Here is a 25541-nt window from a genome sequence, read left to right as displayed (position 1 = left end):
CAGCGAAGAGGTCACACCCGTTCCCATCCCGAACACGGCCGTTAAGCTCTTCAGCGCCGATGGTAGTTGGGGGTTTCCCCCTGTGAGAGCAGGACGCCGCCTGGCACATTTCAATAACTGTTTAACGAATAAAAACCACGTTTCTTTAAGATTTCCATTAAAGAAACGTGGTTTTTTTTGTGTTTTTGTATTTGTAAGATATTAGACACATCTTGGTATGATTAAACGTTTTAACATAATATAGTCAGGGTACAGTTAATTTGAGTACATACGGAGATAAAGCCGATTACTTTCTTTTTCCAACATATCGTGTGAGGCTAACTATTTCATTTGTCACGTCTAATCAAAGTGTAACACGCATAAAAGGTGGAGATGGATAAAGGGCAGAAATGGTCATCTTTTTGATTTTTCCTTTCATTTCTTTTTTTCAAAAAGAATGGGTAAAGTACTTTTAGCCAATAATATGAGAAGTTGATACTTATACCCTTCACATTGGACAGGTTCACTTGAATCAAAAAGCTGGCTGTGAAAGCTTAATATGCTTCGGATGATTGATTAATCAAGACGTAAAAGAGACGGAGGATGACAAAATGAAACCGATCAAAATTTCATACATTATTCCATCATATAATGAATCAGAAAATATCCCTAAAGTGCTTGAGGCTATTAAGGAAGAAATGAATGGCCAATTTTATGCGTATGAGGTTATTTTTGTGGATGATGGCAGCTCTGACGATACGTTGGATGTTATTAAGCAATTGGCATTTCAATTTAAAGAAGTTCAATACATTTCATTTACCCGTAATTTTGGGAAAGAGTCTGCTATGCTTGCAGGCCTTCAGCATGCTCAGGGTGATGCTGTTATTATGATGGATGCGGATCTTCAGCACCCGCCTTCATTGATCTCACAGCTGTTAAAGGGGTATGAAGAGGGTTACGATCAAGTTATTGCAAAACGCAATCGGGCGGGAGACTCTCCGGTTCGTTCTATTATTTCTTCCTTTTTCTATCGCCTTGTTAATCGGACAGTGGATGTGAAGCTGACTGATGGAGAAGGAGACTTTCGTTTATTAAGCCGAAGAGCTGTAAATGCATTATTAACACTCAGTGAAGGGAATCGCTTTTCTAAAGGGCTGTATTCATGGATTGGCTACGGACAAAAAACGATCTCCTATGAAAATGTAGCCAGAGAATGTGGTGAAACGAAATGGTCTTTTCCGAAATTGATAAATTACGCAATTGACGGAGTTGTTTCTTTTAACCATAAACCTCTTCGGGCCTGCTTTTACACAGGCGCGCTTGTTTTACTTTTGTCACTTGTTTATATATCCATTACATTTGTTCAAATTATGCAGACAGGTGTAGCTGTCCCAGGTTACTTTACGCTTATCTCGGCTGTTCTGTTTTTAGGCGGTGTTCAGCTTGTATGCATGGGGATCATTGGAGAATATATTGGAAGAATTTACAATGAAACAAAAAAACGGCCGCATTATTTAATTCAGCATACTAGTATTGGTGCACCGAAAGAAAAGAGAGAAAAACATGCCATCTATTCCTAATGAATTTTTGAAATTTATCATTGTTGGTGTCATTAACACTGGTCATTACTATGCGGTGTACATACTCATGCTTCATGTATGGGGGCTGAACTTTTTTGCCGCGCATATGATTGGGTTTACCAGCAGTTTAATCGGTTCTTTTTTCTTGAATACACTTTACACGTACAAAGTAAAGCCAACATGGTCTGCTTTTGTTCGCTTTCCATTAACGCAGCTGTTTAATACAGGAATGACAGCTGTGTTATTATATCTTTTTGTTGAACAGTTCCATATGAATAGCAGCATTGCACCGCTTGCGGCTGTTTTCTTTACACTGCCCGTTACGTTTATTCTGACAGGGAGAATTTTAAAAAAACCATGCAAAAAAGAGAAGCCACCCGTACATTCTTACATAAAATAAGCTCTTCAAGAAACAAGAATTCTTTTTTCTTTTTGTTTTTGGGAAGCTTATTCATTGCTCTTTTAAGCCACCTGTATTTTATTATACATTGGTTTGACGGACAATATATGACAGGCATAAACGATGGCCTGTCACAAATGCAGCCATTTAAAGAGCTGCTTTATAACGAGTTTAAAAAGGGGGAGTTTTTTTATTCTCCTGATCTTGGATTTGGTGGGAGTATATACACACAGCTTAGTTACTACTTTTTTAACTCAATCATTTTCCTGGTTACAGTAGGTGTCACGTTTGGATTGGAGAATTTAGGGGTTATTGGAAAGCCGGATGTTTTTTATTGGGCAGAGGCGATTTTAGTTGTTAGTATACTGCGGTTAACAGCTATTTTAATGATTACAACATTTTACTTTCGGTATATGACACTTCCAGCGTTGCCTGCTTTTGTCGGTGCAGTCGTATATGGTACAAGCATTATTTACTTTCGGTATGTAACCTATTGGGAATTTTTTTCAGATGCGATGATTTGGCTTCCACTGCTTTTAATTGGTATTGAAAAAGTGGTGCGGGAAGCAAAGCCCTGGATGTTTCTTTTAGCTGTTTCCATTAGTTTATTTGATAATTTCTATTTTGCTTATGTGAACTTTTTGCTTGCAGGGATTTATATCTTGTTTCGCTGGCTATTCAAGCTTGATGAGCAGGAAACACCGGTTAAAAAACAAATTACATTATTTTTGTCAAGCGGTATTGCAGGGTTTGGTATTAGTGCTTTTTCTTTTGTACCGGCTGTTTATGGATTTCTGAACAATTATCGGCCTCCCTATACCGAATCAGTCCCTCTTATCGGTTTTACGGATAATTTTTTAATTAACGGCTTAATTGTTTATATACCAGCATTTGTTGTTTTTTGTCTTATGCTTGTTTCCTTGTATCAAAACCCGCTGTTCCGCTTTTTTGCTTTTATAACCATGCTTCTTATTCTTTTGCACATGAGTCCATTCGCTGCCAGTGTTTTTAATGGATTTTCGGCTCCACAATATCGGTGGGAACATCTTTTATCTCTTACGGCAGGTGGTACAGCAGCAGCTTCACTTTCCATGTCGATTCAAATCAAACGAAAAAAGCTGATGGTTGCTTTTGCATGTGCAGTTGTTTTGTACGTTCTTTTTTATGTGCTGGATCCTGTATTAACTTTTCAACGCGTAAAAGATGCCTGGATGGGTGTTTCTGCTTTTGTGATTGTGGCAGCTTTTTTCATTCTTGTCTTACGAAAAAGCCGGCATACAAAACTGATAATGGCTTTGCTTATTCTCGTCACAAGTATTGGGATTGCTAATGCTTATCAAGAAAATCGCTTGTCGTCTACAGGAGCGGATAGTAAAGTATCGAAAGAATTTATGGAGAGCAATGGATATCGTGGTGCCGATCAACAAAAGGTGATTACTTCCATTCAAGAGCAGGAAAAGGACCCGCTTGCTCGTATTGATTGGACAATTAAGCGGCGGAATAATACCCCAATCGTTCATGGATTTAAAGGAATGAGCGCTTATTCAAGTATTTTAAATGAACACCTTTTATTTTTTTACTTACAGGATTTACATATTGATATGGGATGGGAAAGTGTCAGCCGGTATGGAACGCTTGGTGATCGCGCCAATTTACACAGCATGCTAATGGGGAAGTACTACGTTATGGAAAAGGGAGAGAGAAACGTACCGTACGGCTTTAAAAAATCAGCTTCTGCAGGAGAATACGCGGGTTATCGGAATGACAACATGCTTCCGTTTGTTCGTACGACCAGTACAGTGTTTTCAGAACGAGAATTACAGCATGCTTCGTCTTTATCAAAAGAGCACGCTATGCTTTCGGGTATTGTCCTTGATCGTAAAGAGCCAGGAGCTCCTATACCAGAAAGTGTTTCAATCATGAAACAGACCTCGCTTGAACTTGTTCAAGCTGATTACCATGGCGGTGTACTCGAAGTAAAAGAGAAAAGAGGCGGCATTGATATAGTGGTCGAGCAAGCGAACCCGGCGGCGAAGGATTACTATCTCTCCTTTTCTTTAAAAGGCTTGAACAACAAAGATCCGTATGTGCTTGAAGTAAATGATTACAAAACAACCCGAAAAGCAGCTGACTCTATATATAAGACGAATGTAGATCAGCTGGTTATCAGAGTAGAAGCGGAAAATCGTCTTTCTCTTCGGGTTCCTAAAGGCACGTATGAACTAAAGAATCTCAAGTTGTATGAAGAAACCTATGACGTGCTTCAAAGAGCAAAAGAAGAAAGTGCTCAGTTATCTGTTAAAGGACTACGCTGGGAAGGTAACCAGCTTTCTTTTACACTCGAGAATACAAAAAACGATCAATACGCGGCCATTCCGCTCCCTTATGAAAAAGGCTGGCAATTAACTGTAAATGGGCAAAAACAGGATATTGAGCAAGCTAACTATGCATTTACAGGGTTTAAACTGGAAAAAGGTAAAAACGTGGTTAAGCTCGTTTATTATCCGCCATTCTTTTTTCCTCTACTGTTTTTATCAGGCTTCACAATGTTTATTGTTGTTTTTTTGTGGAAACGAAAAAAACGATCTGCCTTTTAAATGGGTGGATCGTTTTTTCGTATAAAAGAAAGAACGAATGGCAATGAACAAGAATGAAGATTTATTAAAGAAGGGGAGAAGGAGATGAAACTACTTAGCCTGGCACTGGCTATTGGCTTTGCCATTATACACTTTTGGGCAAAATATATGTCTTTTCCAAAGCGTATTTCAAAAAGCCGTTTTTTATCGTTTGCAGGCGGCATCGCGGTATCTTACGTGTTTGTGCACCTTCTTCCGGATTTAAGCACGCATCAGCAAGTATTAGAGGAGGCTGATAACGGTATACTTCGGTTTGTTGAAAATCACGCATATTTAATGGCATTGGTGGGGCTTGCTCTTTTTTATGGCTTGGAAGAAGCAGTAGCGCATTCGACCCGAAAAAAACAATCAAAAGCAAGCTCAGGCATTTTTTGGCTGCACATAGGTGTTTTCTTTTTTTACAACATGCTGATCGGCTATTTGCTTGTTCAAGAGAACTTTAACCAGGTAATAGGGATGTTATTATATTTTCTAGCCCTAGCTGTACATTTTCTAACAGTTGATCAAAGCATGCGGGAAGCTCATCAGCATGTGTATGACCAATATGGACGCTGGCTTTTAATTTTTGCTGTATTAATAGGCTGGGTAATAGGCGTTTTTACAGAATTCAAAGAAACCATACTTTCTGCCATGGTCGCTTTTCTGTCAGGTGCTCTTATTTTAAATGTATTAAAGGAAGAGCTGCCGAAGGAAAGTGAAAGCAGCTTTGGGGCGTTTGCTGCCGGACTGATTATTTATTCAGCTCTCCTGCTGGCCGTTTAATGTATGTTTTACAAAGTCGAGTCGGCTCTCAACTGTTTAAAAAAAGAAGTAAAGGGAAAGATAAACAAAAAGAAAAGTGGGATGAGTATGCCAAGTATTGTATCCGCTAGTACGTATCACCCGCCGCATATTGTTGAGCAAGGTCAAACCGCAGCTTTTGCCCGGGAATTATTTAAGGATGACTTTCGGGACATTGAACGGCTTTTAACTGTTTTTCAAAATGGTCAAATTCAAAAACGGCATTTTGCTATGCCGTTACATTGGTTTAAGCATGATCATACTTTGCAGGAGCGCAACGATTTATATATTGAAAAAGCGGTCGAATATGGAACGGAAGCAGTTAAGCAGTGCTTAAAGGATGATCGTTTTTTACGATATTCACAGCCGGCGGAAGAAATTGATGCGATTTTTTTTGTGTCCAGCTCGGGTATGGCGACGCCTAGTATCGAAGCGAGAATTATGAACCAGCTGCCGTTTTCTGATGGAGCAAAACGAATACCGATTTGGGGGCTCGGATGTGCTGGCGGGGCAGCGGGGATCAGCCGTGCTTATGAGTACTGCCTTGCTTTCCCGAAAGCAAAGGTTCTCGTATTAGCAGTTGAATTGTGCAGCTTAACGTTTCAACGGAATGACCGTTCCAAAAGTAATTTGGTCGGGACTTCATTATTTGCTGATGGGATCGCCTGTGTATTAATGGTGGGGGATGATGCACAGGTAGAAACGAAGCGGCCAGTACCATCTATTTTAAAATCGGCATCCAAGTTAATGCCTGATTCAGAGGATGTAATGGGCTGGGAGATGAAAAACAGTGGACTTCATGTTGTATTCTCACGAGATATTCCAGTTATTGTCCGTACGTGGCTCGGAGAATTTGTAGATGCTTTTTTGGGGAAAGAAGGAATATCTATGAAAGAAATTAACCATTTTGTTGCCCACCCAGGTGGAAAAAAAGTGCTGGATGCCTACGAGGAAACATTAAACATATCCTCAGAAAAAACGGTTCATGCAAGGGAAATTCTTTCATCATTCGGTAATATGTCATCTCCAACTGTTTTGTATGTGTTAGAGCAGTTTATGCTGGACGATGTGAAAAAAGGGGATTATGGATTAATGACTGCATTAGGCCCCGGGTTTTCGGGAGAATTAGTGCTTTTAAAATGGGGGGAAACAGCGTGACTAACCTTTTTTGGATATTCATTCTTTTTCTTTGCGTGCAGCGGGTATCGGAACTCTTTATTGCTAAACGAAATGAAAAATGGATGCTCAGCCAGGGGGCATATGAAGCGGGAGAACGTCACTATCCCTTTATTGTTGCTCTTCATATTCTTTTTTTCATTAGCTTCATTGCCGAGGTAACGATCATGGAGAAGTCTCTCAGTTCGGACTGGCCGCTTTGGCTGACATTGTTTTTCGTTACACAGCTTGGCCGAATTTGGACGCTTCGCTCGCTGGGCTCTTTTTGGAATACAAAAATCATCGTACTTCCTGGAGCGAAAGTCGTTAAAAAAGGACCATATCGATGGGTCCGGCATCCAAATTATATGATTGTGACAATCGAATTTATTGTCATTCCTTTGCTGTTTCAAGCGTACTATACAGCAGTTATTTTTACACTTTTGAATGCATGGATGCTTTCTGTACGCATTGCAGCTGAAGAACAAGCATTAATGCATGCAACTGATTTTAAGAAAGAGTATTGAGAGGCGGGTGGACCGTTAATCGGCTCCACCACCACCTCCTCCGCCATCGCCTCCGCCTCCATCACTGCTGCTATCCCCAAAAAAGCCGCTGCTGTCAGATGAGGAAGCAGAAGAACTTGCCGGAGGATTGGTCCATTTCCAAGTTTGCGCCATGTAATGAACAGGTTCTTGATCAGTCAATATTAAATAAGCCAGCGGAAAGGCAGCCGACATTGCAAGTTCGTGTGCTTTCTTGGAATCTGGCAGCCTGGCCCGCAGCAGCAGCATACGCAGCAGCCGCTTTTCTATATGCTCATCTGCAGCAAACTTCATTTTCCGAAATTTCTTTATATCTGATTTTACAATAGCCGCTTCGCTTGAAAGCAAAAAGCGCGGTGTCAGTGCATACAGCAAGGCATTCATCATAATAAATAAGAAAAGACTGTGTGCTGCATCCGTATCGTATAACATCGCAACAGAAAGAATGGATAAGATATAAAAAAGAACAGCCGGCCAGCGCTTTTTTTGCTTTCGCCATATGACTAGAAGAAGAACAAAGCCAATCGCCCCGTAAGCAATTATTGTTGAAACATCTAAAGAGTCTATAGTGTAAGTATATAAAATAAAAGCGTAGGCGGATAAGAGCATAAGTATTTTTAAAAACGAATTGAAGCCACTGCTGAAAAAACCTTCGTTTTTCATTTCCTCTGTAACGCTGTTTATCCATTCTTCTTGCTGCTTCTGATAATAATGAACTCTTCTATATAAATGAGTACCTCTTTTTGATTTTTTTTCAAGGCGCGTTACACCGGCTAGATCATGCATAGTAAATGTTTTTCGATCTTTAAACACTAGCTCTATCAATTGCTGATCATATGACAGCACTTTTCTTCGCTTAATAGTCAAAGTAAATTGAAGTGTTTCTTTCGGTGCATCAGGGTCTTTTTTAAAACGGCCTGTTGACTGTACGGTCTGTACGGTAACCATCCCTCGTTCTACGAGTGAATAAAGACCGGCCAATAAAGCATATTCATCTGTTCTTCCACTGCGGTCAATCATGTATAAATGAAGGGGGTCGTGCTGCATCGCAGAGGAAGCATCGCCTAGTCCTCCGCGAAAACGAAGCAGAAAAACGGCGAGAATACCAAGAGCTGTAGCAACGGATAGAACGACCAAAATCGTTTTAAGCTGCTGTTTTTGATCTTCTTTTTTATCTAAAGACTGAGCCAACTTGTTTTCCTCTTTCACCGCCTCAGTCAATACCATAGGTGCAGCTTGTTTTTCCTGTAAGGTCATAACAGAGGAGGGAAACAAGACACGTATCTCTGTTAAAGAATAAAGAGGGGACTCAGGTGTTGTAAATCGAACTACCTCTGCCCCTTTTTCTGTTACAGCACCGAGCCGATCGTGCATAAATGCATAATAACGGGAAGGTTCAACAGGCTCTGGAAAAACAACATCAATTGTGACGTTTTGGAGCGTCTTGTCATGGTGTCCGTCCGTTCCAAAAAAAGGAATAGTCAAATCACTATACATTTCATAAGAACGAACCGCATTTGTAAGTTCGTACGTATAAAAAATAGCTCTTTTTTCATTTTTCGATCCAAGATCCGCACTGTATGTGTTTTCATCCTGGCTGACAGTGAGTGGCTGCAAATCATTTCGATTGATGAATCCAGGCTCTGCTAATTTGTTCGTCAGCTCATAAGCTTCAAAATTTCGCACGCCGCTATGTCCATCTGTATGAATGGAACGAATCACATGATCATATTGACCGTTAAATGTATAATGAAAGGTTTCGTTTACCTGCACGTCGCCATCTGCTTCAATCCAAGTGCGAATGTGCACATCATCAATGCTGTAAGATCGCGCCAAAGCGGGTGCTGCAAAAGAAAAAAAGAAAAAAAGCAACAGGACTACTTGTTTTTTCATCGTAGCACCTCCTTGCTCTTCCATACGAGTGGAAAAAGGAAAAGATTCGGAAAATAGAAAAATCATACAAAAGACCCGCCGTTTATCGAATAACGGCGAGTCTCTCATAAACTTGAGATAGGGTAGTAATGTTCATCGCTTGAAGCTTTTCGACATAAACAGCCCAAAGTGCTGCGGTCAAGCGTGCATCACCGAGTGCATGGTGACGGCCAGTAATGGGTATTTGATGATGTTCGCAGCAATCTTCAAGGCGGACATAAGGGTTGTCCGGGTCGGCAATCCGGTACATAAATGATGTATCGATCAGCCGGTGGGCAAATGGAGTGCGAAAGTATTTTCGGCTTGCATAGGTCATAAATGCTTTTTCGTGGCTCGCATGATGAGCAACGAGCGGAGAAGCACCACTAAATTTAAAAAATTGCTCAAGTGCTTCGGCGGGATCGGGTGCCTCGATCAGCTGAGCTTCCTCAAGTCCGGTCAATTCTTTGACAAGAGGCGGAAGCGGTTCAGTAAAGCGGACCAGTGAGTAAAATTCATCTTCAACATGGCGGCCGGTTACTTTGACAGCACCAATCGATAAAATTTTATCCCCTTTATCCGGATGAAATCCTGTTGTCTCTAAGTCAAAGACAATGACCTGCAATTCGTCTAATGGAATAGACGTTGCTTGCTTTGTTTTTAAATCCCGCTGCAGACTTCTCATAAAAGCCATGTCCTGCCGACCGCCTTGAAGTCCGGTAAATCGGTTTCCGCTTAAATTTTTCATAAAATCATTAAAGCCCATTATGCATCATCCTTTTGCAGTAAATCGCTGTACGTAATGATGAAGAGAATCTGCGGTTTTTAAAATGTGGCGCAGTTCCCGCTTGCGGACCGGCCCTAGTGAATCAATGTTTATATAATGGGAGCTGTCATAATCGGGTGCATTTTTAAGTGCGCGAAGCCTGAATTCAAGCAGCATCCGGAATGCTTCTTCATATTCCTGAATGCGGCTATTATGAGCAGGCACATCCATTAAAGCTTTCATACGTAGCAATGTAGAAGAAGCAACAATATCTTCTTTGATTGCAAGTACTCGAATCGCATTTACATATGGAAGAAAAGCAGACTGTTTTAAATTTAGGGACCCAGCATGCGAGCCGTTTTGCTCGGTGAAGATTTGACCAAACAGACCGACCGATTTTTTCATAAATTGAATGTTCTCAAAAAAGCGCTTCAGTTTATGGGGGTCCTTTTTCATGCTAGCGGAAATTTGTTTCTTTAATGAGATAACAGGTGTTTTTTTTCCGTGAAGAACACGGGCGTCGCATATCATATGAACAGAGCGCATTGTGTCAAGTGTTTCTGAATCAATCCAGGAAGCGATCTGCTGCTTCCAGTTTTCTGCGGAACGGCACCAGACAGGATTGGAGCTCATCACATTTCCCTCGCAATACGGATAACCGGCCGCGTTTAATCCCTCTGAAAAAGTACGGCCCAAGGTTAAAAAATATTCAGTGGCTTCCTCTGTATCTGCCTGAAACACGATTCCGTGATCCTGGTCACTAATGGTACCTTGCTCAGAACGACCGGCACTGCCGAGTAAAAAAAGAGAATAAGGGCATGGAGGAGATCCATATTGATGTTCATGAATATGCAGAGCGATCGTGAGGACCTGTTTCATAATCTCATCGTGAAAAGCGTTTAGGCGTTGTGTTGAATGAAGATGCTTCTCCATCATTTTTTCTTTTTCATGACGAATATTTGCGTAGGATTGCGCTCTTGTTGTCATGGTTTCTCACATCCTTTTAAACAATAATACGCAAAGCGCCGCCGCTTTGCGTATTATTTATCTTATTTATCTCCTACAGCTTTTGATTTTGTATCAGCAAATACTTCTGGATAACCGTACGATCCGTGTTCGCTAATATCAAGACCCATAATTTCTTCTTCTTCAGAAACGCGAAGTCCGCCGAGTAGCTTTTTGATAACAAAAAGAATAGCGAAGGATACGACAAATGCGAATGCGCCAGAAACGAATACCCCCATTGCCTGAACACCAAGCTGTTCAAAACCGCCACCGTAGAAAAGGCCCGGACGTCCAACTGTTGCAAGTTCAGGTGTAGCGAAGAATCCTGTTGATAATGTACCCCAAATACCTGGAATACCGTGAACAGAAAGAGCGAAAATCGGATCATCTATGCCCATTTTTTCCATCCATTTCGCTCCATAGAATACAAGGACGCCGGCAATCAATCCAATGACAACAGCTGCCCACGTATTAACGAACGCACAGGATGCTGTAATAGCTACGAGGCCTGCTAGAGCTCCATTTAAGATAGTTGGAATATCCGACTTGCCAAGTACAACCCAGGAAATAATAAGAGCTGCCACAGCGCCAGCGCCAGCTGCAAGCTGTGTATTGAGTGCAACAAAGCCGAAGAATCCAGCATCAACTGATACCGTACTTCCTGCGTTAAAGCCAAACCACCCTACCCATAGAATCAATACACCGAGTGATGTAAATACCTGGTTATGTCCATGAATTGCATTAGCGGAACCGTCTTTGTTAAAACGGCCAATACGTGGTTTAAGCAAGATTGTCGCTGCAAGAGCTGCCATCGCACCAGTCAAGTGAACAACTGTTGAGCCTGCAAAATCCTGCTTACCGTGTTCCGCAAGCCAGCCGCCGCCCCAGATCCAATGTGCAACAACTGGGTATACAATAGCGGAGAAAAGAATAGTGAACAAAACGTATACCGATAGCTTTGCACGTTCCGCGAAACCACCAAGGGCAATTGTAATCGAGATTCCTGCAAATGCCAGCTGGAACACAAAGAATACAGTAGAAGAAAGACCTAAATCTAAGTCAGCACCTGAATAGAAAAAGTTCGATAAACCAACAAAAAAGTTTGCGTTATCCCCGAAAATAAAAGCGAATCCGACAGCCCAGAAAACGAGGGATGCGAGTCCGAATGTGAAAGCTGTTTTTCCGGCAATATGGCCGGCGTTTTTCATACGAGTTGATCCAGCCTCAAGCATAATAAATCCGGCAATCATGAAAATAACTAAAATAGCACTAACCATGACCCAGAGGCTGTTCATTAAGTACAACATATCTTCCATGTTAAAACCCTCCCGAACGTTATTTTTCTTAACTTATGATGTTACTTTTTATAACATGTAACTATCTTATGCGGAAATTAAAGATTCGTCAATAGGTTTTTTAGGATTTTTTTCACTTGTGTAATAAAATATGACATATTAAAAACGGATAATTTTCAAAAAGTGTGGATATATATACGGGAAAAAAGAATGTACGAGTCTTATGTACAGGTGGGTATGCTTCAAGAATTTCTTTCATATAAATAAAAAAGAAAAAGCAAATGACAAAAAAAGGATTATATAGACAATGTATGATAAACTGAATTGAAAAAGGAGGCGTAACGATGGGCTGGTTTAGCGGAAGCTATCAAAACTATGACTTTTCGATGTTTTCAGGAAGCCATTTTACTGTTATAGCAGTCGTTACTACAGCATTTGTCGGTTTATACCTCTTTCGCCAGCAGCTTGGCAGCTTGATCGGAAGAAAAACAGAAATTGGGACAGCTTTTTTCTTGCTGGTCATAGAAATGCTCTACCATGTATGGATGGTGGCAACGAACAGCTGGAGGATCAGTCACGCTATCCCATTGGAGCTATGCAGCATCAGTTTATTTCTAGCTGTTCTACTCCTATTGACGCATAAAAAAAATATATATGATATTTTGCTGTTTACCGGGCTGCTGGGAGCGTCCCAGGCTTTATTAACACCCTATTTAAATTTTGACTTTCCACATTTTCGTTTTTTTCACTTTTTTACTGTTCATGCTTTTTTAATGATCGTGCCGCTTTACTTTACATGGGTGAAAGGCTACAGGCCTACACTTTATTCGGTCGGAAAAACAGTACTGTTTTTAAATATACTTATACCGCCTGTGATGCTGATCAATATATGGACAGGTGGAAATTATCTTTATTTAAGCCACAAGCCGTCAAGCGCCAGCTTACTGGATTTGCTTGGACCATATCCGTGGTATATTTTGTCTCTTGAGGCGCTGGCACTTGTGCTCAGTTTATTTATCTGGATGCTGTTTCGGGAAAAGCCAGCTGGTCATCAAACGGAAAAGTTATTTCGGCGTAAAACAGCAAAAAGAGCGGAATCATCGTGATCCGCTCTTTTTGCTCGTTTTAGGCTGTTGTTTAACTAAAAAGAAAAAAACACCGACTAAAATCAATAGACCGCCTGCCGCCTGCCAGCCTGTCAGCCGTTCATTCAACAGAAGAACGGCAAGAAGAGTGGCGCCGACCGGTTCGCCTAAAATGCTCATTGAAATGGTTGTAGCCGTTACATAGTTCATCAGCCAATTGTTAATCACATGAGCAATGGTTGGAACAATAGCGAGAAGAAGAAATATACCCCACTCTTGCTGGCTGTAGCCGGTCAGGGGAACACTGGATAATACGTTATAAAGAAATAAAAAAAGCGCGGCAAAAGAAAAAACACAAAAGCTGTAAATCCAGTGAGAAACTTTACGAACAGTCTGCTGCCCAATGAGCAGATAACCGACAACAGCAATCACACTTAAGAAAGAAAGAACATCTCCTAAAATCGCCTGCCCGCTTAGCCCGAGGTCTCCCCAGCCAATCATTACTGCTCCCACAATGGCAATGCCCATGACAGCAAGAGAAGAGGCGGTCGTCCGTTCTTTAAACAATAAAAAGCCGCCCGCCAGCGATACAAGCGGCTGCAGCGCTAAAATAATCGTTGAACTGGCAACAGTAGTCAGCTTTAAAGAGCCAAACCATAAAACGAAATGAAGAGCTAAAAACAACCCAGACAGGAGCAGAAGCGTCCAGTCTTTTCTTTCAATGCGTTCAAATTCGGTTCTTTTTTGCCAGACAACAGGCAGTAAGAAAAAGCTCGCAAGAATCATGCGGTACATACTTAAAATGGAAGCTGGGGCGTCTGACCATTTTACAAAAATCGCCGAAAAAGAAATGGCGACAATCGCAACCAAAAGGGGGAGCCCAATTGATCTTTTTTCCATTACCGCTCGAACAGCTCAATCCACTCGCCATCCGGTCCATAGAAGAAGACGTATTTTGCTCCATTTGGAAGAGTTGTAACAGCTTCATCCACAAACACAACATGATGTTCCTTTACACGAGCGATCTCTTCTGTAATATTGTCCACCGTAAAAGCAATATGGTGCACCTTTCCTTCAGCCGGCAGATCTGGATTATATCCTTCGATAATTTCAATTAACGTTTCATCTGACTGCTTAAAGCCAAGAAACGCAATGCGTAGATTTGGATCGGGATGACCCTGCTTCTCAAGCAATTCAAGCCCAAGAACCTTTGTGTAAAACTCAATTGTTGCTTCTAAATTTTTTACTTGAATCCCAACGTGCTCCAATTTTGAAATACCCATATGTATACCTCCCGTTTTCTCCATTATCCTCCTGCTTTAGTAAATACGCCAGCAAAAATAATAATAAAAGAAAACAGAAAGAAGGATTTTTTGATTTATATATGGATCGGATTTGTCGCATGATTGTTGCATTGCTGCGTTATGGTATATTGGCGGCGATGGATTCTGAAGATAGAGGAGGATTTCCATTTGCGACTTTGTTTGTGAACAGTCTTGACTACTTTTGCTACTGTTTTTAACAGAAAAATAAAAGACATATTTCGATAGCAGTGCAAAAAGGTTCTACTACCAGACTGTAGACAAATGATTGATAACCGTCACATGAATGGGATAGATCGGCGGCGTCCGGGCAGCTCCGCTTTCCGTGGCGCAGGCGCTGAGCCCGACGGCGCCTGGCGGCTCCACCGGTCTCAGCTGCCCGCTCGTCCCACAGGAGTCTACACTGCCCTCCTGCCGCCAAGTGGCTTGCAACAAAATTGTATAGAACGAATAAGGTCTTGTTTTTTCTTTTAAAAAAGAGGGATGTACACCCAATCCCGGGCTCATTGATCTTCAACACCATTTAGTGAAGCTGGGCGGACGAAGCCTCCTGCGGAACGCGAAGTCCGAACAGCTTCACTTATCGGGTCTTTTTTTGAAAGAGAAAGACTTTGTCTACACAATGACTACGTTTTCTGTTTTTAATGTAGAAACGATGATACTCATCGAAGCAGGAAGGGCAGCATCAGCTGTTCTCTACATGGCTGTTTGAAGCGGATACATATCTCTTACATGCGCGGCCTGGACTGCAAGTCGTTTAAAAGGAAATCTCTATAACGGCTATGCTATACTTTCAGCGTGAATAATTTATTGATGAAGGGATGCGGAAACATGCAATTTGTAACGCTAAATAATGGCCTCCAAATGCCACAGCTTGGATATGGTGTCTGGCAGGTTGAAGATGAACAAGCAACACCAGCTGTATTAAAAGCAATTGAAACAGGCTACCGCTCTATTGATACAGCTGCTGTATACGGAAACGAGCGCGGCGTTGGCAAGGCAATCAAGGAATGCGGTGTACCTCGCGAGGAGCTGTTTATCACAACAAAAGTGTGGAATTCCGATCAAGGATACGATACTACATTAAAAGCGTTTGAAACAAGCCTTGAAAAATTAGGTCTTGATTATGTGGATCTATACTTGATCCATTGGCCGATGCCACAGGAAGACACCTATGTGGAAACCTATAAAGCACTTGAAAAGCTGTATGCCGACGGGCGTGTAAAAGCAATCGGTGTCTGCAACTTTGATATTGACCATTTGCAACGCCTGTTAGATGAGTGTGATGTAAAGCCAGTCGTAAACCAGGTGGAGTGCCATCCACACCTTGTTCAAAAAGAACTGAAAGCATTTTGTAAAGAGCAGGACATTTATGTGGAAGCATGGAGCCCGCTTATGCAGGGTGGTATTGTGCTTGAAAACGAGGTTGTGAAGGGCATTGCCAATAAACATAGCAAAACACCAGCACAAGTTATTTTGCGCTGGCATCTGCAAAACGGCTCAATCGTCATTCCAAAATCTGTTACACCATCTCGTATCGAAGAAAACTTCAATGTGTTTGACTTTGAACTCACACAGGAAGAAATCGATCAAATTGAGGCGCTTGACCGTGGCGAGCGTACAGGTCCGGTACCAGCAGAATTTAATCGTAAATAATACGTATATGAGCATCAAAAAAAGACCGGCGGGTTGGTTCGCTGGTCTTTTTTATTTATACACTGTTTCGATCGACAAGGCGAAATGGCACTTCCAGGTGGGAAACGTCTAAAGAAATCACTTGTTCAAATGCTGTTTCTCCGAGCAGATGCAAGGGAAGTTCAACGCTTGTAATGTCAAGTGCACTTGCAATAGGATGATTGTCAAAGCCAATAATGGAGACATCCTCCGGCACGGAGAAACCAAGCTTTCTGCATTCAAGCAAAAAGCCGGCAGCCACAAAATCGTTTGTGATCACCATCGCATCCGGCCGATCACGCATCTCCGCCCATTCGCGGGCAATTCTCGTTCCGTCCTCAACTGTCAATGCATTGTTAAATAACCAGTCAGACTTTGCTTCACTGAATTGTTCTTGATATGCTTTTTTTCTTGCCAGACTGCTTTTTCCTTCTGGCCGTAAAAGAGTATATCCCACGCGTGTCCGGCTTTTTTGCTTTAAAAAAGCCAGAGCAGCCTGAAACGCTTTATACTGGTCGACAAATACAGAAGAAAGCGAAGAATCAGCCGGCGCCTCGCATAAAATAATTTTTCCGTATTCACTGTAGTCCTTCACGATATCAATAGGACACTCGCGTGAAGCGATAATGACTCCATCAACTTGTTTTCTCTTCAGCATATCCAGCGCCTCTATTTCCTGGCTCACCTGATAATTGCTTTGCGTAATCATCAATTTGTAGCCGCCTTTTTCGGCAGCTGAAGCAATTCCGCCCAAAATCACACCGAAGTAAGGGTGGCTGAAAAATGGGAGAATCACTCCAATGATCTTTGTTTTCCCGAGTGAAAGGTGAACAGCATTAATGTTTTTTACGTAACGAAGCTGCTCGGCTGCCTGCAAAACTGCCCTTCTTTTTTCTTCCTTTACGTAAGGATGGTTATTTAACACTCTTGAAACTGTAGCGGCAGAAACACCAGCCATTCGAGCGATATCATGAATATTTCCTATTTTGATCCCTCTTCCAAAAAAGTACTTGTTCTGAAACGCGTTTCATCCTTTACATTGTAAAAAAGAAGAGAAGGGGTGGCAACGATGTGGGGAATGTTATCGATACTTTTTTTATGCACGATAGAATTGTTGTTCGTAAGTGCAGCCGCAAAGGAGCGGGAAAAGAATTTTACTGGAGAATAAGATGGTTTTGATTAGCAAAAGGGAGGGAAGGAAATCATTAATAAAAAGTATCCGGCTTTTAAAAGCCGGATTTTTCTTGCCAAATAAAAAATTCTTTTATATAATTAGTAATTATATAATTAATAATTAGAAAGAAGGTGGAGCGATGCATCTATATGACTCCTCCAAATACCGGACACCAGACGGTTATACAGCAGACATTGCGATCTTTACCATTTTATCGAAAAAAAGAGAAGAAAAAGCGCCACCTGACATGAAGCTTTATATGATGCTTATTCAGCGCGCGGCAACAGACAGTGAAGGAAACCCCAATATCGAAGCGCTCAAGTGGGCCATTCCCGGCGGGTTTATTCAGCCGGAAGAAACAGGCATCCAGGCTGCACGGCGGGAGCTGCTAGAAGAAACAGGCGTCAGCGGCCTTCATATGCGGCATTTTGGCATATACGATACGCCAGGGCGCGACCCGCGCGGCTGGATTCTTTCAAATGCCTTTTATGCCATTGTGCCGGAAGCATCTCTTGTAAACCGATCGGCGTCAGATGATGCGGCAGATGTGCAGCTGTTTCCGATCGAAGAAGTACTAAGTTTGGACCTAGCTTTTGACCACAGACAGATTGTTCAGGACGCGCTTGCGTTGATCCGCTCAGATATGATGAGAACAACGCTGGCGAAAAACTTTTTACCGAAGGAATTTACACTTTCTGAATTGCAGAGGGTGCTCCTGACTGTAACCGATGATACGAAAATTTCGTCTGACCCGGTTTTCTTCGCTCGTGCACCGAAGCTTCCCTTTTTAGAGCTGGCACTGGATGAAGACGGACAGCCGAAAAAAACAACCCGTCACTCGTACCGGCCGTCCCGATTGTATACTTTTAATGATCTAGATGTAATTGAATCCATTTACGGATAAGAAAGGCGGATGTGTATGAAAGCATTGCTGAATATTGATTATACGTATGATTTTGTTGCAGATGATGGAAAATTAACGTGTGGAAAGCCGGGTCAGGCCCTTGAAGGAGCGATTGTTGATATAACAGAGCAATTTATTCAAAACGGTGATTACGTTGTTTTTGCGATTGATGTGCATGATGAGCGCGACCCTTATCACCCGGAAACAGGGCTGTTCCCGCCGCATAATATTCGCGGTACGAAAGGGCGCGACCTGTACGGCTCTCTTCAATCCGTATACGATCAAAACAAAGACTGGGATAATGTTTATTACATGGATAAAACGCGTTACTCTGCTTTTGCCGGAACAGACCTTGATATGAGATTGAAAGCGCGGGGAGTTACAGAGGTGCATCTTGTCGGCGTATGTACAGATATATGTATTTTGCATACAGCAGTAGATGCGTACAATAAAGGATACAAAATTGTTGTGTATGATCACGCAGTAGCATCTTTTAATCAGGCAGGCCATGAATGGGCACTTGGACATTTTGTAGATACGCTCGGCGCCAAAAGGAGGAAGGAATTATGATGAAGCATCCAGACGACAGTTTTATGCTGCATACCGATTTGTATCAAATTAATATGGCGGAAACCTATTGGAGAGACGGCATTCACGATCGGAATTCGGTTTTTGATCTTTATTTTCGCCGGCTTCCATTTGGGAACGGCTATGGTGTTTTCGCTGGTCTCGAGCGCATTGTTTCGTTTATTCAAAAATTTGGCTTCACAGACAGCGATATCAATTATTTGAGCAAACTGGGCTATGGAGAAGATTATTTAGCTTTTTTAAAAAATATGACGTTTACGGGAACGATCCGCTCCATGCAGGAAGGAGAAATTGTTTTCGGAAACGAACCAATTATGCGGATTGAAGCGCCGCTTGCTCAGGCACAGCTGCTTGAAACCCTTCTGTTAAATGTGGTGAACTACCAAACACTAATTGCCACGAAAGCATCACGTATGATGCAGGTTGTCGGTGACGGAACAGCGCTTGAGTTTGGAACGCGACGGGCGCAGGAAACCGATGCCGCTATTTGGGGAGCACGGGCGGCTTATCTAACTGGTTTTTCAGGTACCAGCAATGTGCGGGCAGGCAAACTGTTCGATATTCCGGTATCCGGCACGCATGCTCACGCTATGGTACAGGCATATCAGGATGAATATGTAGCCTTTACAAAGTATGCTGAGACGCATGAGGATTGTGTATTTCTCGTTGATACGTATGATACGCTGCGTTCAGGTGTGCCGAATGCGATTCGGGTTGCCAAGGAATTTGGCGATGCCATTAACTTTATTGGTATCCGTCTTGACAGCGGCGATCTTGCGTATTTATCTAAAAAAGCCCGTGCGATGCTTGATGAAGCGGGCTTCCCAGATGCGAAAATTATCGCTTCCAATGATCTTGATGAAGAAACGATCATGAGCTTGAACGCACAGGGTGCCAAAATCGATGTATGGGGTATTGGTACAAAGCTTATTACGGCATTTGATCAGCCGGCTCTTGGGGCAGTATTTAAATTAGTGGCAATCGAAAACGACAAAGGAGAAATGGTTGATACGATCAAAATCTCCGGTAACCCGGAAAAAGTAACAACACCGGGAAAAAAGAATGTGTACCGCATCATCAATAACGCGAACGGAAAAGCCGAAGGTGATTATATAGCGCTCCAGGAAGAAAAGCCGCAGGAACAGGAAAAGCTGAAAATGTTTCATCCTGTCCATACGTATATCAGCAAATTTGTTACAGATTTCACAGCTGTCGACCTGCATAAAGACATTTTTGTAAATGGAAAGTTTGTATATCACCAGCCATCGCTTGCTGACATTCGTGAACATGTGGAGAAAGGGCTGTCTGTTTTATGGGATGAATACAAACGTCCAATTAATCCAGAGCAGTATCCAGTAGATTTAAGCCCGGCTTGCTGGGAACATAAAATGAAGAAAATAGAAGAAATGATGCCGCCGTCTGCGCGTTAAAAAAGTCTGCTTTAGGCCTGCTCCTGAGCGGGCTTTTTTTTGAGAGAATAGCTCGCTATGTGAATACCCCGTCAGTATATGTTGTTGAATATTTCTTTTTACCTATTAACTGTTACTATTAATAGAAAAGGAGAAAAAAATAATGACAAATAGCCTGATGATTATTGCCTGTGATTGCGTTCGTACTTATTTTAAAGAATCCTATTTACAAGAAAAAACGGTTACATACATAAAGTATGCGTTACGGCAAACTGGTTTTTTTGCCAGGCTGACGGGCCTTCATTATGATGTGTTCCGAAAAGAAAAAAAAGGTGGGGAAAAAGAGCGCCTGATGGTGATTGTTGAACTGCTTTTTTTGGCACTGGATATAATGGATGATATTCAAGACGAGGACGGGATGGAACACCCGTGGGGGTCAGTGGACACGGCTCAAAATATAAATATTCTGACGGGCCTATTAATGATTTGTTTTCTTGAAGTGAGCCGTCTGCAAACGGATGAAAATCTCCAAAATGAGTTTGGGCAGATGATTCAAACGAACGTAATCAGGGCCATTAATGGCCAGTCGGCTGATTTGCAGAATAAACTTGAAACGGAAGAAGACTATCTGCGGATGGTGTCTTTGAAGTCTGGCTCTTTGATTGGAATGGCCTGCCTGCTCGGGGTAGGAAAAACAGAGCCAGCAATAAAAAAAGAGGTCGAACGATATGCTGATTACTTTGGCATTGTAGAGCAGCTTCGGAATGATGTACACGACTTGTTTCAGACGGAACGGAAAAACGATCTTTTTCATAAGAAAAAAACATTACCAGTTTTGTTTTGTTTAAACAGTGAAAATCCAAAATACAAAAAAGTACAGCAATATTATAGGATGGGGGAACGGAAAGGATCAACAGAAGAAGAAAGGGCGATGGTGCAGAAGGTGCTTGCTGAAGGAGACGCCCTTTCCTATTGCAGTGTAATAGAAAAGCTTTATCTTTATAAGATTCGTACTTGTATTAGCAAGATGCCTATCAAGGAAGAGCAAAAAAAACAGCTATTAGCCGATTTGTTTTAAGCCGTTATCGCCAGGCTTGAGGATGGATAGGTTGATGCTCGATTGATTCAAAGATCACTGCCAACTCTGATTCTGAATATGGCTCAAGTAAACGACGTTCTTCTTCGCTCCATTCCGAAAGCGACGGTTTTGCCAGAAGAAGCTCAACTAGTTTCATTGCCATAATTCTCTTTCCTCTCCTTTCTTGGTGTATAATGATATATATTACAAAAAATTGAAGTGATCGTCACTTATTAAGCAGTATGGGGAGAAAAAACATATGTTAAAACGTTATTGGCAGCTTGGTATTACTCTTGTCATTTACGCGGTGAGTCATGCTTACCTTGTTATTAAAATGGCAGGAGAGGACCAAAATTTTTCAGCAGATCTGGTTCAATTGTATATACCGGGCCTGTTCTCATTGCTGTCTGTTATTTTAATTTTGCCTATTATCGACCGGCAAACAAAGTCTGCCCGCCGGTTTATTTTATTTCTGCTGACAGTGTCTCTTAGCTTGTTCGCATCAAAAGAGTCAGGAGCTGGAGATCCTGTGGCAGTCAGTATTTTAACAGTCGCTTTTCAACTGGCAGCCTTGTACTTCCTTTTGTTTGTACAAGCTATTTTAGTGGAAAAACAGCTGGATCTTCGCTCTGTCTCGCTGTGGCTATCCATTTTTACATGGGGGACCCTTTTATTTATCAGTTTTAATATTGGTAACTACTTTGCATCATGGATTGCATCTTCTATCGTAAATAACGCAATGCTTATTCATTTTAGTGCCTCTATTTTTGCTGCTCTTGGCATGATTGCCTGGCAGTATAACCATGCCCAGAACCTACAGCATAAAAGCTTTTTAAAATGGATGATGATTGTACCAGCTATTGCATTTGCTCCGTTTATTGTGCTTTACGTCCTTCCGTATGTAGCAGCGGGGGTAGATGGGCTGGACCGGATCGCGGTATTTTCCCTTTTTGCGCTTCCTTACGGATATACACGCCTGCTCATGAATCGCCAGCTGTTTGATTTCGATTTTGTTCTTAACCGCTTTTTCTATTACAGTATACAGTCTATTATTCCTGCTTTTTTGCTGGCGATCATCGTATACAGTGTAGCCCAAACATTTATCGTTCCATTTATTGCTGCGCTTGTTATTATGGCCCTTTCCTTTTTAGTGAAGGAACAGTTTGATTTCTTTATTCGAAACAGCTTGTTTCAAGATAAGAAAAACATGGTGCAGGGCATTGAGCTTTTAGCGGGCAAGCTCTCTACGGTTATGAAAACGGATGAGCTCGAGAAAATGTTTGTGCTAGAAGCATGTCAGGCTCTTCACCCATCTGTTCTGTTTATTACCGAAAAAAGAAAGGGAGAGTGGCTGTTCCGCCATGCTGAAGGAGCTGAATCGGTCATTTTGTCAGAGGCACAGCGCCTACTCATGGCAAGAGATCGTGATAAAGGGCTGCTCGTCTCTCAGCAATGGCTTGGCATTCAACTATTTGAACGGTCGGAACAAAAGGTTTATCTCTGGATTGGTCCGAAAAAAAACGGCTTGAAATGGAATGTCAGTGAAAAAGCATGGCTGCTTGCTGCTGTACCCTATGTTCGGCTTGTAGCAGATAACCTTCAGGTAGTCGAAAAGAAAATAGAAGAGTTGGAAGTGCAGGCGCTGAATCACTCCCCTGGCACCATTCGACTTCTTTTAGCTATCTCTGAAAAAGAAAGACGGAGACTTGCTGCCGATCTCCATGATTCAGTACTGCAGGAGCAATTTGTTGTACAACGAAAACTGGAACGCCTTGTCCAGTCGAAGCGTTTAGAAGATACAATTTTAAAAGAAGTAAGAGATATACAAAAAGACATTAAGAAAGTAACCCGGCATATCCGGGAAACATGCCAGGAACTGCGCCCCGTTTTTTTTCAGGAGGAGGGGCTGCGCGGGACGTTAGAAGAACTGTTTTCTCGTTTTAAATTGATATCCGATATTTATTTGCAATGTGATATTGATTTGCCTGACCATTACAGATTGGACCAGGATAAGGAGCTGGCTGTTTATCGAATTGTACAAGAGCTTTTGCATAATGCCCGTAAACATTCAAAAGCAACCAGGCTGTCTGTTTCGGTTTGGGAAGAACAGGAAACACTGTTTTTAGATTATCTAGATAATGGAGTTGGATTTGATATTAGCCGAATTGATGAGCAGGGAGATCAAATGGGTATATCCGGAATAAAGGAGAGAGTGGCCATGCTTTCAGGACATGTAGAATGGAGGTCATCGCCTAATCATGGTGTACAGGTGCGAATGACGCTGCCAGGATGGCGGGAATGACACCGGTTTTACTGCTGAATGACCATCAAGCAGCTGCTGAGCCGGATGAAAAAGAGCCATTTGATTTGTATACGCTTGATGTAAATATTTCCAAAAAAAGTGTGCGGCTTAATATAGCCGAACGATCGAATGGGGGAGGTGTCCAGGCTATCAATCAACATGCAGGTGCAAACAGGCTCTCAGGCTGTCACTGAAGCCCTTCGTCACAACCCCATCAGTCTACAATTCGTACATTTTCTTTATAGAAGCGTTTCTTTCCTTAACAAACAAAAGGCCCACAAAACCGGCCTTTTGTTTGGAGTATTAGGTTTGCTCGATTGTTTCTTCTTGTTTGATTGGAAAACGAAGCGTAATCGTTGTTCCTTCTCCTTTTCTGCTTTGCACATCAATGGAGCCGCCGTGCTGTTTTAAAATCCGCTGTATAATCATAAACCCAAGCCCTGTACCGTCTTTTTTTGTTGTGTAAAAAGGATTACCAAGCTGTCCCAGCTGCTCATCCGTCATGCCGGCCCCTTTATCAGAAACAACTGCCACAGCTTCTCCATGTAGGTTCGCATAAACATCAACTGAAAGTGTCCCGCCATCTGGCATAGCATCCATTCCATTTTTAAACAAGTTAATAAATACTTGCTTCAATTGATTCCCGTCCCCATGAATAAAGAGATCAGAGCTATCATAGAAGTGCTTTACAATTTGCACATTGCCCATGCTTGCCTGGGGCTGTGACAAAGCAATCGTATCATGAAGAATTTGTATAAGGTTTTGGTTCCCGAAACAAGTGGCCTGCGGCTTTGATAAGATAAGAAATTCGCTAATAATCAAGTTAATTCGATCGATTTCTTCTAGAACAAGATTGAAATGTCCCTGATCGGAGAATGATGGCTGTAACAGCTGAATAAAACCGCGAATAGTTGTTAAAGGGTTACGGATTTCATGCGCAGCGCTGGCGGCCATTTGACCGACAGCGGCTAGCTTTTCAGTGTTAAGCAGCATTTGTTCTGTTTCTTTTCGCTGGGTAATATCACGCAGCTGCGCGAAGGCACCGACCAGCTTTTCGGTTTGGTCAAAAATCGGCAGTGCGTCCAGTAAGTACGTTGTTTCACGTTCTGATGTGCTTTTAAATGTTCTTTCAATGTCTGTAGAAGGAAGTCCTTCCGATAACGCTCGCTCAAGATAATCGCCAACGAACGGGCAGTCTGCGGCCGTTTTGGAGAGCAGTGACTGTTTATCTTGCTTCATCATCTGTTCTGCGGCCTCGTTAACGTTAATAATATTACCTTCCTTATCGGAAATAATCATGCCGCTTGTTGTTGTGTCCATAATAAGCTCGTTAAGCAGGCGCAGTGTTTCATTCTGCTTCATTAACTGAAGTTCACGCTCAATGGATTCCTTCATCGTCATCAGCAATGATAGAAAAAGAGGGTGGGCAAAACCAGCAGCTGTCATAAATGAAAGTGTACCGACGATTTCCTCACTGTGAGTTCTGTTCCGGATAGGAATGCTGTAGCATGCTGCATGATAAAGATAATGGTGATAATGCTGGGAGCCGACTATACCAACTGGCTGTTGATAATCCAGCGCCAGGCAAGCAGAATTAATGCCGTTGTATTCCTTTGTCATTTGAACCCCATTTCGAATGCCCAGCTTCGCAACCATTTCTTTAATACCGCTGTCTCCAATCATATGAAGAACATAGCCATGTTTATCCGTTGCTGTTGCAAGAACAGGGATACCCGGCAGCGAAGCAATAAATTTATCAAAAAAATAGGTAACCGCACCGATAAATTCAGCATGCTTGCGTTGTCTTGCTGTTAATGCCTCTGTATCTAATATATGTTTAAAAGAAGGAATACTCGCTGGGTCAAGCCCCCTTGTCGCACATTCCTTTTTTAATGTATCGAAACAAATATTGTTTTGCTTCATTTGTTGTTATCTCCTCGCTATTTTCCTTCT

General features: G+C 42.0%; 24 protein-coding genes and 1 rRNA gene. 15 read left to right on the top strand and 10 right to left on the bottom strand.

Annotated elements, in window-relative coordinates:
- The 7 genes from rrf to VP97_RS13375 all read left to right on the top strand — a co-directional run.
- Positions 1-105: ribosomal RNA gene (rrf, locus tag VP97_RS13405) — 5S ribosomal RNA — on the top strand; the annotation flags it as partial.
- A 485-nt stretch (positions 106-590) separates the two neighbouring features.
- Entirely contained in the window at positions 591-1559 is a 969-nt protein-coding gene (locus VP97_RS13400; protein WP_050182363.1) for a glycosyltransferase family 2 protein, read from the top strand.
- Entirely contained in the window at positions 1543-1959 is a 417-nt protein-coding gene (locus VP97_RS13395; RefSeq protein ID WP_050182362.1) for a GtrA family protein, read from the top strand. The genes VP97_RS13400 and VP97_RS13395 overlap by 17 nt, the downstream gene beginning before the upstream one ends.
- Positions 1917-4556: a YfhO family protein gene (locus VP97_RS13390; RefSeq protein ID WP_050182361.1), complete on the top strand. Its 2640-nt coding sequence runs from the start codon at positions 1917-1919 to the stop codon at positions 4554-4556. The genes VP97_RS13395 and VP97_RS13390 overlap by 43 nt, the downstream gene beginning before the upstream one ends.
- Before the next feature lie 84 nt (positions 4557-4640).
- Entirely contained in the window at positions 4641-5357 is a 717-nt protein-coding gene (locus VP97_RS13385) for a hypothetical protein (RefSeq protein ID WP_050182360.1), read from the top strand.
- 87 nt (positions 5358-5444) lie between these two features.
- The gene (locus tag VP97_RS13380) at positions 5445-6533 is read left to right on the top strand and encodes a type III polyketide synthase (protein ID WP_050182359.1); all 1089 of its coding nucleotides are present in this window, start codon (positions 5445-5447) and stop codon (positions 6531-6533) included.
- Positions 6530-7057, top strand: coding sequence for an isoprenylcysteine carboxyl methyltransferase family protein (locus VP97_RS13375; RefSeq protein ID WP_245629890.1), 528 nt, complete (start codon positions 6530-6532; stop codon positions 7055-7057). Before VP97_RS13380 ends, VP97_RS13375 begins: the two co-directional genes overlap by 4 nt.
- 15 nt (positions 7058-7072) lie before the next feature.
- Here VP97_RS13375 and VP97_RS13370 read toward each other — a convergent pair whose 3' ends face one another.
- From VP97_RS13370 to VP97_RS13355, 4 genes are all read right to left on the bottom strand, one after another.
- Positions 7073-8968, bottom strand: coding sequence for a DUF2207 domain-containing protein (locus VP97_RS13370; RefSeq protein ID WP_050182357.1), 1896 nt, complete (start codon positions 8966-8968; stop codon positions 7073-7075).
- 82 nt (positions 8969-9050) lie between these two features.
- Positions 9051-9752, bottom strand: a complete 702-nt coding sequence (locus VP97_RS13365) for an exonuclease domain-containing protein (RefSeq protein ID WP_050182356.1) — start codon at positions 9750-9752, stop codon at positions 9051-9053.
- A 6-nt stretch (positions 9753-9758) separates the two neighbouring features.
- Positions 9759-10739, bottom strand: a complete 981-nt coding sequence (locus VP97_RS13360; protein ID WP_050182355.1) for a DUF294 nucleotidyltransferase-like domain-containing protein — start codon at positions 10737-10739, stop codon at positions 9759-9761.
- 62 nt (positions 10740-10801) lie between these two features.
- Positions 10802-12073: an ammonium transporter gene (locus VP97_RS13355; RefSeq protein WP_050182354.1), complete on the bottom strand. Its 1272-nt coding sequence runs from the start codon at positions 12071-12073 to the stop codon at positions 10802-10804.
- Positions 12074-12396: 323 nt separating this feature from the next.
- On the opposite strand from VP97_RS13355, the gene VP97_RS13350 reads away from it, so the two are divergent.
- Positions 12397-13158 carry a YwaF family protein gene (locus tag VP97_RS13350; protein WP_050182353.1) on the top strand — a complete coding sequence of 254 codons (762 nt, stop codon included), beginning with the start codon at positions 12397-12399 and terminating at the stop codon, positions 13156-13158.
- Here VP97_RS13350 and VP97_RS13345 read toward each other — a convergent pair.
- From VP97_RS13345 to VP97_RS13335, 3 genes are all read right to left on the bottom strand, one after another.
- Positions 13150-14037, bottom strand: a complete 888-nt coding sequence (locus tag VP97_RS13345; protein WP_050182352.1) for a DMT family transporter — start codon at positions 14035-14037, stop codon at positions 13150-13152. The two genes, VP97_RS13350 and VP97_RS13345, sit on opposite strands and share 9 nt — an antisense overlap.
- Complete coding sequence (locus tag VP97_RS13340) at positions 14037-14420, bottom strand: VOC family protein (RefSeq protein ID WP_050182351.1); 384 nt, start codon at positions 14418-14420, stop codon at positions 14037-14039. Before VP97_RS13340 ends, VP97_RS13345 begins: the two co-directional genes overlap by 1 nt.
- 285 nt (positions 14421-14705) lie before the next feature.
- The gene (locus VP97_RS13335) at positions 14706-14966 is read right to left on the bottom strand and encodes a hypothetical protein (protein ID WP_050182350.1); all 261 of its coding nucleotides are present in this window, start codon (positions 14964-14966) and stop codon (positions 14706-14708) included.
- 324 nt (positions 14967-15290) lie between these two features.
- On the opposite strand from VP97_RS13335, the gene VP97_RS13330 reads away from it, so the two are divergent.
- Positions 15291-16115, top strand: coding sequence for an aldo/keto reductase (locus tag VP97_RS13330; RefSeq protein WP_050182349.1), 825 nt, complete (start codon positions 15291-15293; stop codon positions 16113-16115).
- A 55-nt stretch (positions 16116-16170) separates the two neighbouring features.
- On the opposite strand, the gene VP97_RS13325 is transcribed toward VP97_RS13330, so the two are convergent.
- Complete coding sequence (locus VP97_RS13325; RefSeq protein WP_281175098.1) at positions 16171-17109, bottom strand: LacI family DNA-binding transcriptional regulator; 939 nt, start codon at positions 17107-17109, stop codon at positions 16171-16173.
- A gap of 337 nt (positions 17110-17446) precedes the next feature.
- On the opposite strand from VP97_RS13325, the gene VP97_RS13320 reads away from it, so the two are divergent.
- The 4 genes from VP97_RS13320 (at position 17447) to VP97_RS13305 (ending at position 21286) form a co-directional block, all read left to right on the top strand.
- Entirely contained in the window at positions 17447-18211 is a 765-nt protein-coding gene (locus VP97_RS13320; RefSeq protein WP_050182347.1) for an NUDIX domain-containing protein, read from the top strand.
- 9 nt (positions 18212-18220) lie between these two features.
- Positions 18221-18781 (top strand): cysteine hydrolase family protein, encoded by a 561-nt coding sequence (locus tag VP97_RS13315; RefSeq protein ID WP_050182346.1) that lies wholly within the window; start codon positions 18221-18223, stop codon positions 18779-18781.
- On the top strand, positions 18778-20229 hold the full coding sequence (locus VP97_RS13310; RefSeq protein ID WP_050182345.1) for a nicotinate phosphoribosyltransferase: 1452 nt from the start codon (positions 18778-18780) through the stop codon (positions 20227-20229). The genes VP97_RS13315 and VP97_RS13310 overlap by 4 nt, the downstream gene beginning before the upstream one ends.
- A 142-nt stretch (positions 20230-20371) precedes the next feature.
- Positions 20372-21286 (top strand): polyprenyl synthetase family protein, encoded by a 915-nt coding sequence (locus VP97_RS13305; RefSeq protein ID WP_050182344.1) that lies wholly within the window; start codon positions 20372-20374, stop codon positions 21284-21286.
- 4 nt (positions 21287-21290) lie between these two features.
- Here VP97_RS13305 and VP97_RS23885 read toward each other — a convergent pair whose 3' ends face one another.
- Positions 21291-21449, bottom strand: coding sequence for a hypothetical protein (locus tag VP97_RS23885; RefSeq protein WP_156153498.1), 159 nt, complete (start codon positions 21447-21449; stop codon positions 21291-21293).
- A 96-nt stretch (positions 21450-21545) separates the two neighbouring features.
- Here VP97_RS23885 and VP97_RS13300 point away from each other — a divergent pair, with 96 nt between their 5' ends.
- Positions 21546-23588 (top strand): sensor histidine kinase, encoded by a 2043-nt coding sequence (locus tag VP97_RS13300; protein ID WP_050182343.1) that lies wholly within the window; start codon positions 21546-21548, stop codon positions 23586-23588.
- Positions 23585-23782, top strand: a complete 198-nt coding sequence (locus VP97_RS13295) for a hypothetical protein (protein ID WP_050182342.1) — start codon at positions 23585-23587, stop codon at positions 23780-23782. The genes VP97_RS13300 and VP97_RS13295 overlap by 4 nt, the downstream gene beginning before the upstream one ends.
- A gap of 109 nt (positions 23783-23891) precedes the next feature.
- On the opposite strand, the gene VP97_RS13290 is transcribed toward VP97_RS13295, so the two are convergent.
- Positions 23892-25511: an ATP-binding protein gene (locus VP97_RS13290; protein ID WP_050182341.1), complete on the bottom strand. Its 1620-nt coding sequence runs from the start codon at positions 25509-25511 to the stop codon at positions 23892-23894.
- Positions 25512-25541 lie beyond the last annotated feature (30 nt).

Source organism: Domibacillus robiginosus, from assembly GCF_000966195.1.
In the GTDB taxonomy this organism is placed as follows: Bacteria; Bacillota; Bacilli; order Bacillales; family Domibacillaceae; genus Domibacillus; species Domibacillus robiginosus.
This window is presented reverse-complemented; position numbering and strand designations above follow the sequence as displayed.

Bases quoted from the DNA above. Each gene is read 5' to 3' on its own strand.
- VP97_RS13390 (WP_050182361.1), top strand. From the start codon at position 1,917: ATGCAAAAAAGAGAAGCCACCCGTACATTCTTACATAAAATAAGCTCT.
- VP97_RS13315 (WP_050182346.1), top strand. From the start codon at position 18,221: ATGTGTATGAAAGCATTGCTGAATATTGATTATACGTATGATTTTGTT.
- VP97_RS13295 (WP_050182342.1), top strand. From the start codon at position 23,585: ATGACACCGGTTTTACTGCTGAATGACCATCAAGCAGCTGCTGAGCCG.
- VP97_RS13340 (WP_050182351.1), bottom strand. From the start codon at position 14,420: ATGGGTATTTCAAAATTGGAGCACGTTGGGATTCAAGTAAAAAATTTA.
- VP97_RS13320 (WP_050182347.1), top strand. From the start codon at position 17,447: ATGCATCTATATGACTCCTCCAAATACCGGACACCAGACGGTTATACA.
- VP97_RS13395 (WP_050182362.1), top strand. From the start codon at position 1,543: ATGCCATCTATTCCTAATGAATTTTTGAAATTTATCATTGTTGGTGTC.
- VP97_RS13310 (WP_050182345.1), top strand. From the start codon at position 18,778: ATGATGAAGCATCCAGACGACAGTTTTATGCTGCATACCGATTTGTAT.
- VP97_RS13345 (WP_050182352.1), bottom strand. From the start codon at position 14,037: ATGGAAAAAAGATCAATTGGGCTCCCCCTTTTGGTTGCGATTGTCGCC.
- VP97_RS13360 (WP_050182355.1), bottom strand. From the start codon at position 10,739: ATGACAACAAGAGCGCAATCCTACGCAAATATTCGTCATGAAAAAGAA.
- VP97_RS13330 (WP_050182349.1), top strand. From the start codon at position 15,291: ATGCAATTTGTAACGCTAAATAATGGCCTCCAAATGCCACAGCTTGGA.
- VP97_RS13355 (WP_050182354.1), bottom strand. From the start codon at position 12,073: ATGGAAGATATGTTGTACTTAATGAACAGCCTCTGGGTCATGGTTAGT.
- VP97_RS13365 (WP_050182356.1), bottom strand. From the start codon at position 9,752: ATGGGCTTTAATGATTTTATGAAAAATTTAAGCGGAAACCGATTTACC.
- VP97_RS13400 (WP_050182363.1), top strand. From the start codon at position 591: ATGAAACCGATCAAAATTTCATACATTATTCCATCATATAATGAATCA.
- VP97_RS13380 (WP_050182359.1), top strand. From the start codon at position 5,445: ATGCCAAGTATTGTATCCGCTAGTACGTATCACCCGCCGCATATTGTT.
- VP97_RS13385 (WP_050182360.1), top strand. From the start codon at position 4,641: ATGAAACTACTTAGCCTGGCACTGGCTATTGGCTTTGCCATTATACAC.
- VP97_RS13305 (WP_050182344.1), top strand. From the start codon at position 20,372: ATGACAAATAGCCTGATGATTATTGCCTGTGATTGCGTTCGTACTTAT.
- VP97_RS13300 (WP_050182343.1), top strand. From the start codon at position 21,546: ATGTTAAAACGTTATTGGCAGCTTGGTATTACTCTTGTCATTTACGCG.
- VP97_RS13290 (WP_050182341.1), bottom strand. From the start codon at position 25,511: ATGAAGCAAAACAATATTTGTTTCGATACATTAAAAAAGGAATGTGCG.
- VP97_RS13370 (WP_050182357.1), bottom strand. From the start codon at position 8,968: ATGAAAAAACAAGTAGTCCTGTTGCTTTTTTTCTTTTTTTCTTTTGCA.
- VP97_RS13350 (WP_050182353.1), top strand. From the start codon at position 12,397: ATGGGCTGGTTTAGCGGAAGCTATCAAAACTATGACTTTTCGATGTTT.
- VP97_RS13335 (WP_050182350.1), bottom strand. From the start codon at position 14,966: ATGAGCCCGGGATTGGGTGTACATCCCTCTTTTTTAAAAGAAAAAACA.
- VP97_RS23885 (WP_156153498.1), bottom strand. From the start codon at position 21,449: ATGGCAATGAAACTAGTTGAGCTTCTTCTGGCAAAACCGTCGCTTTCG.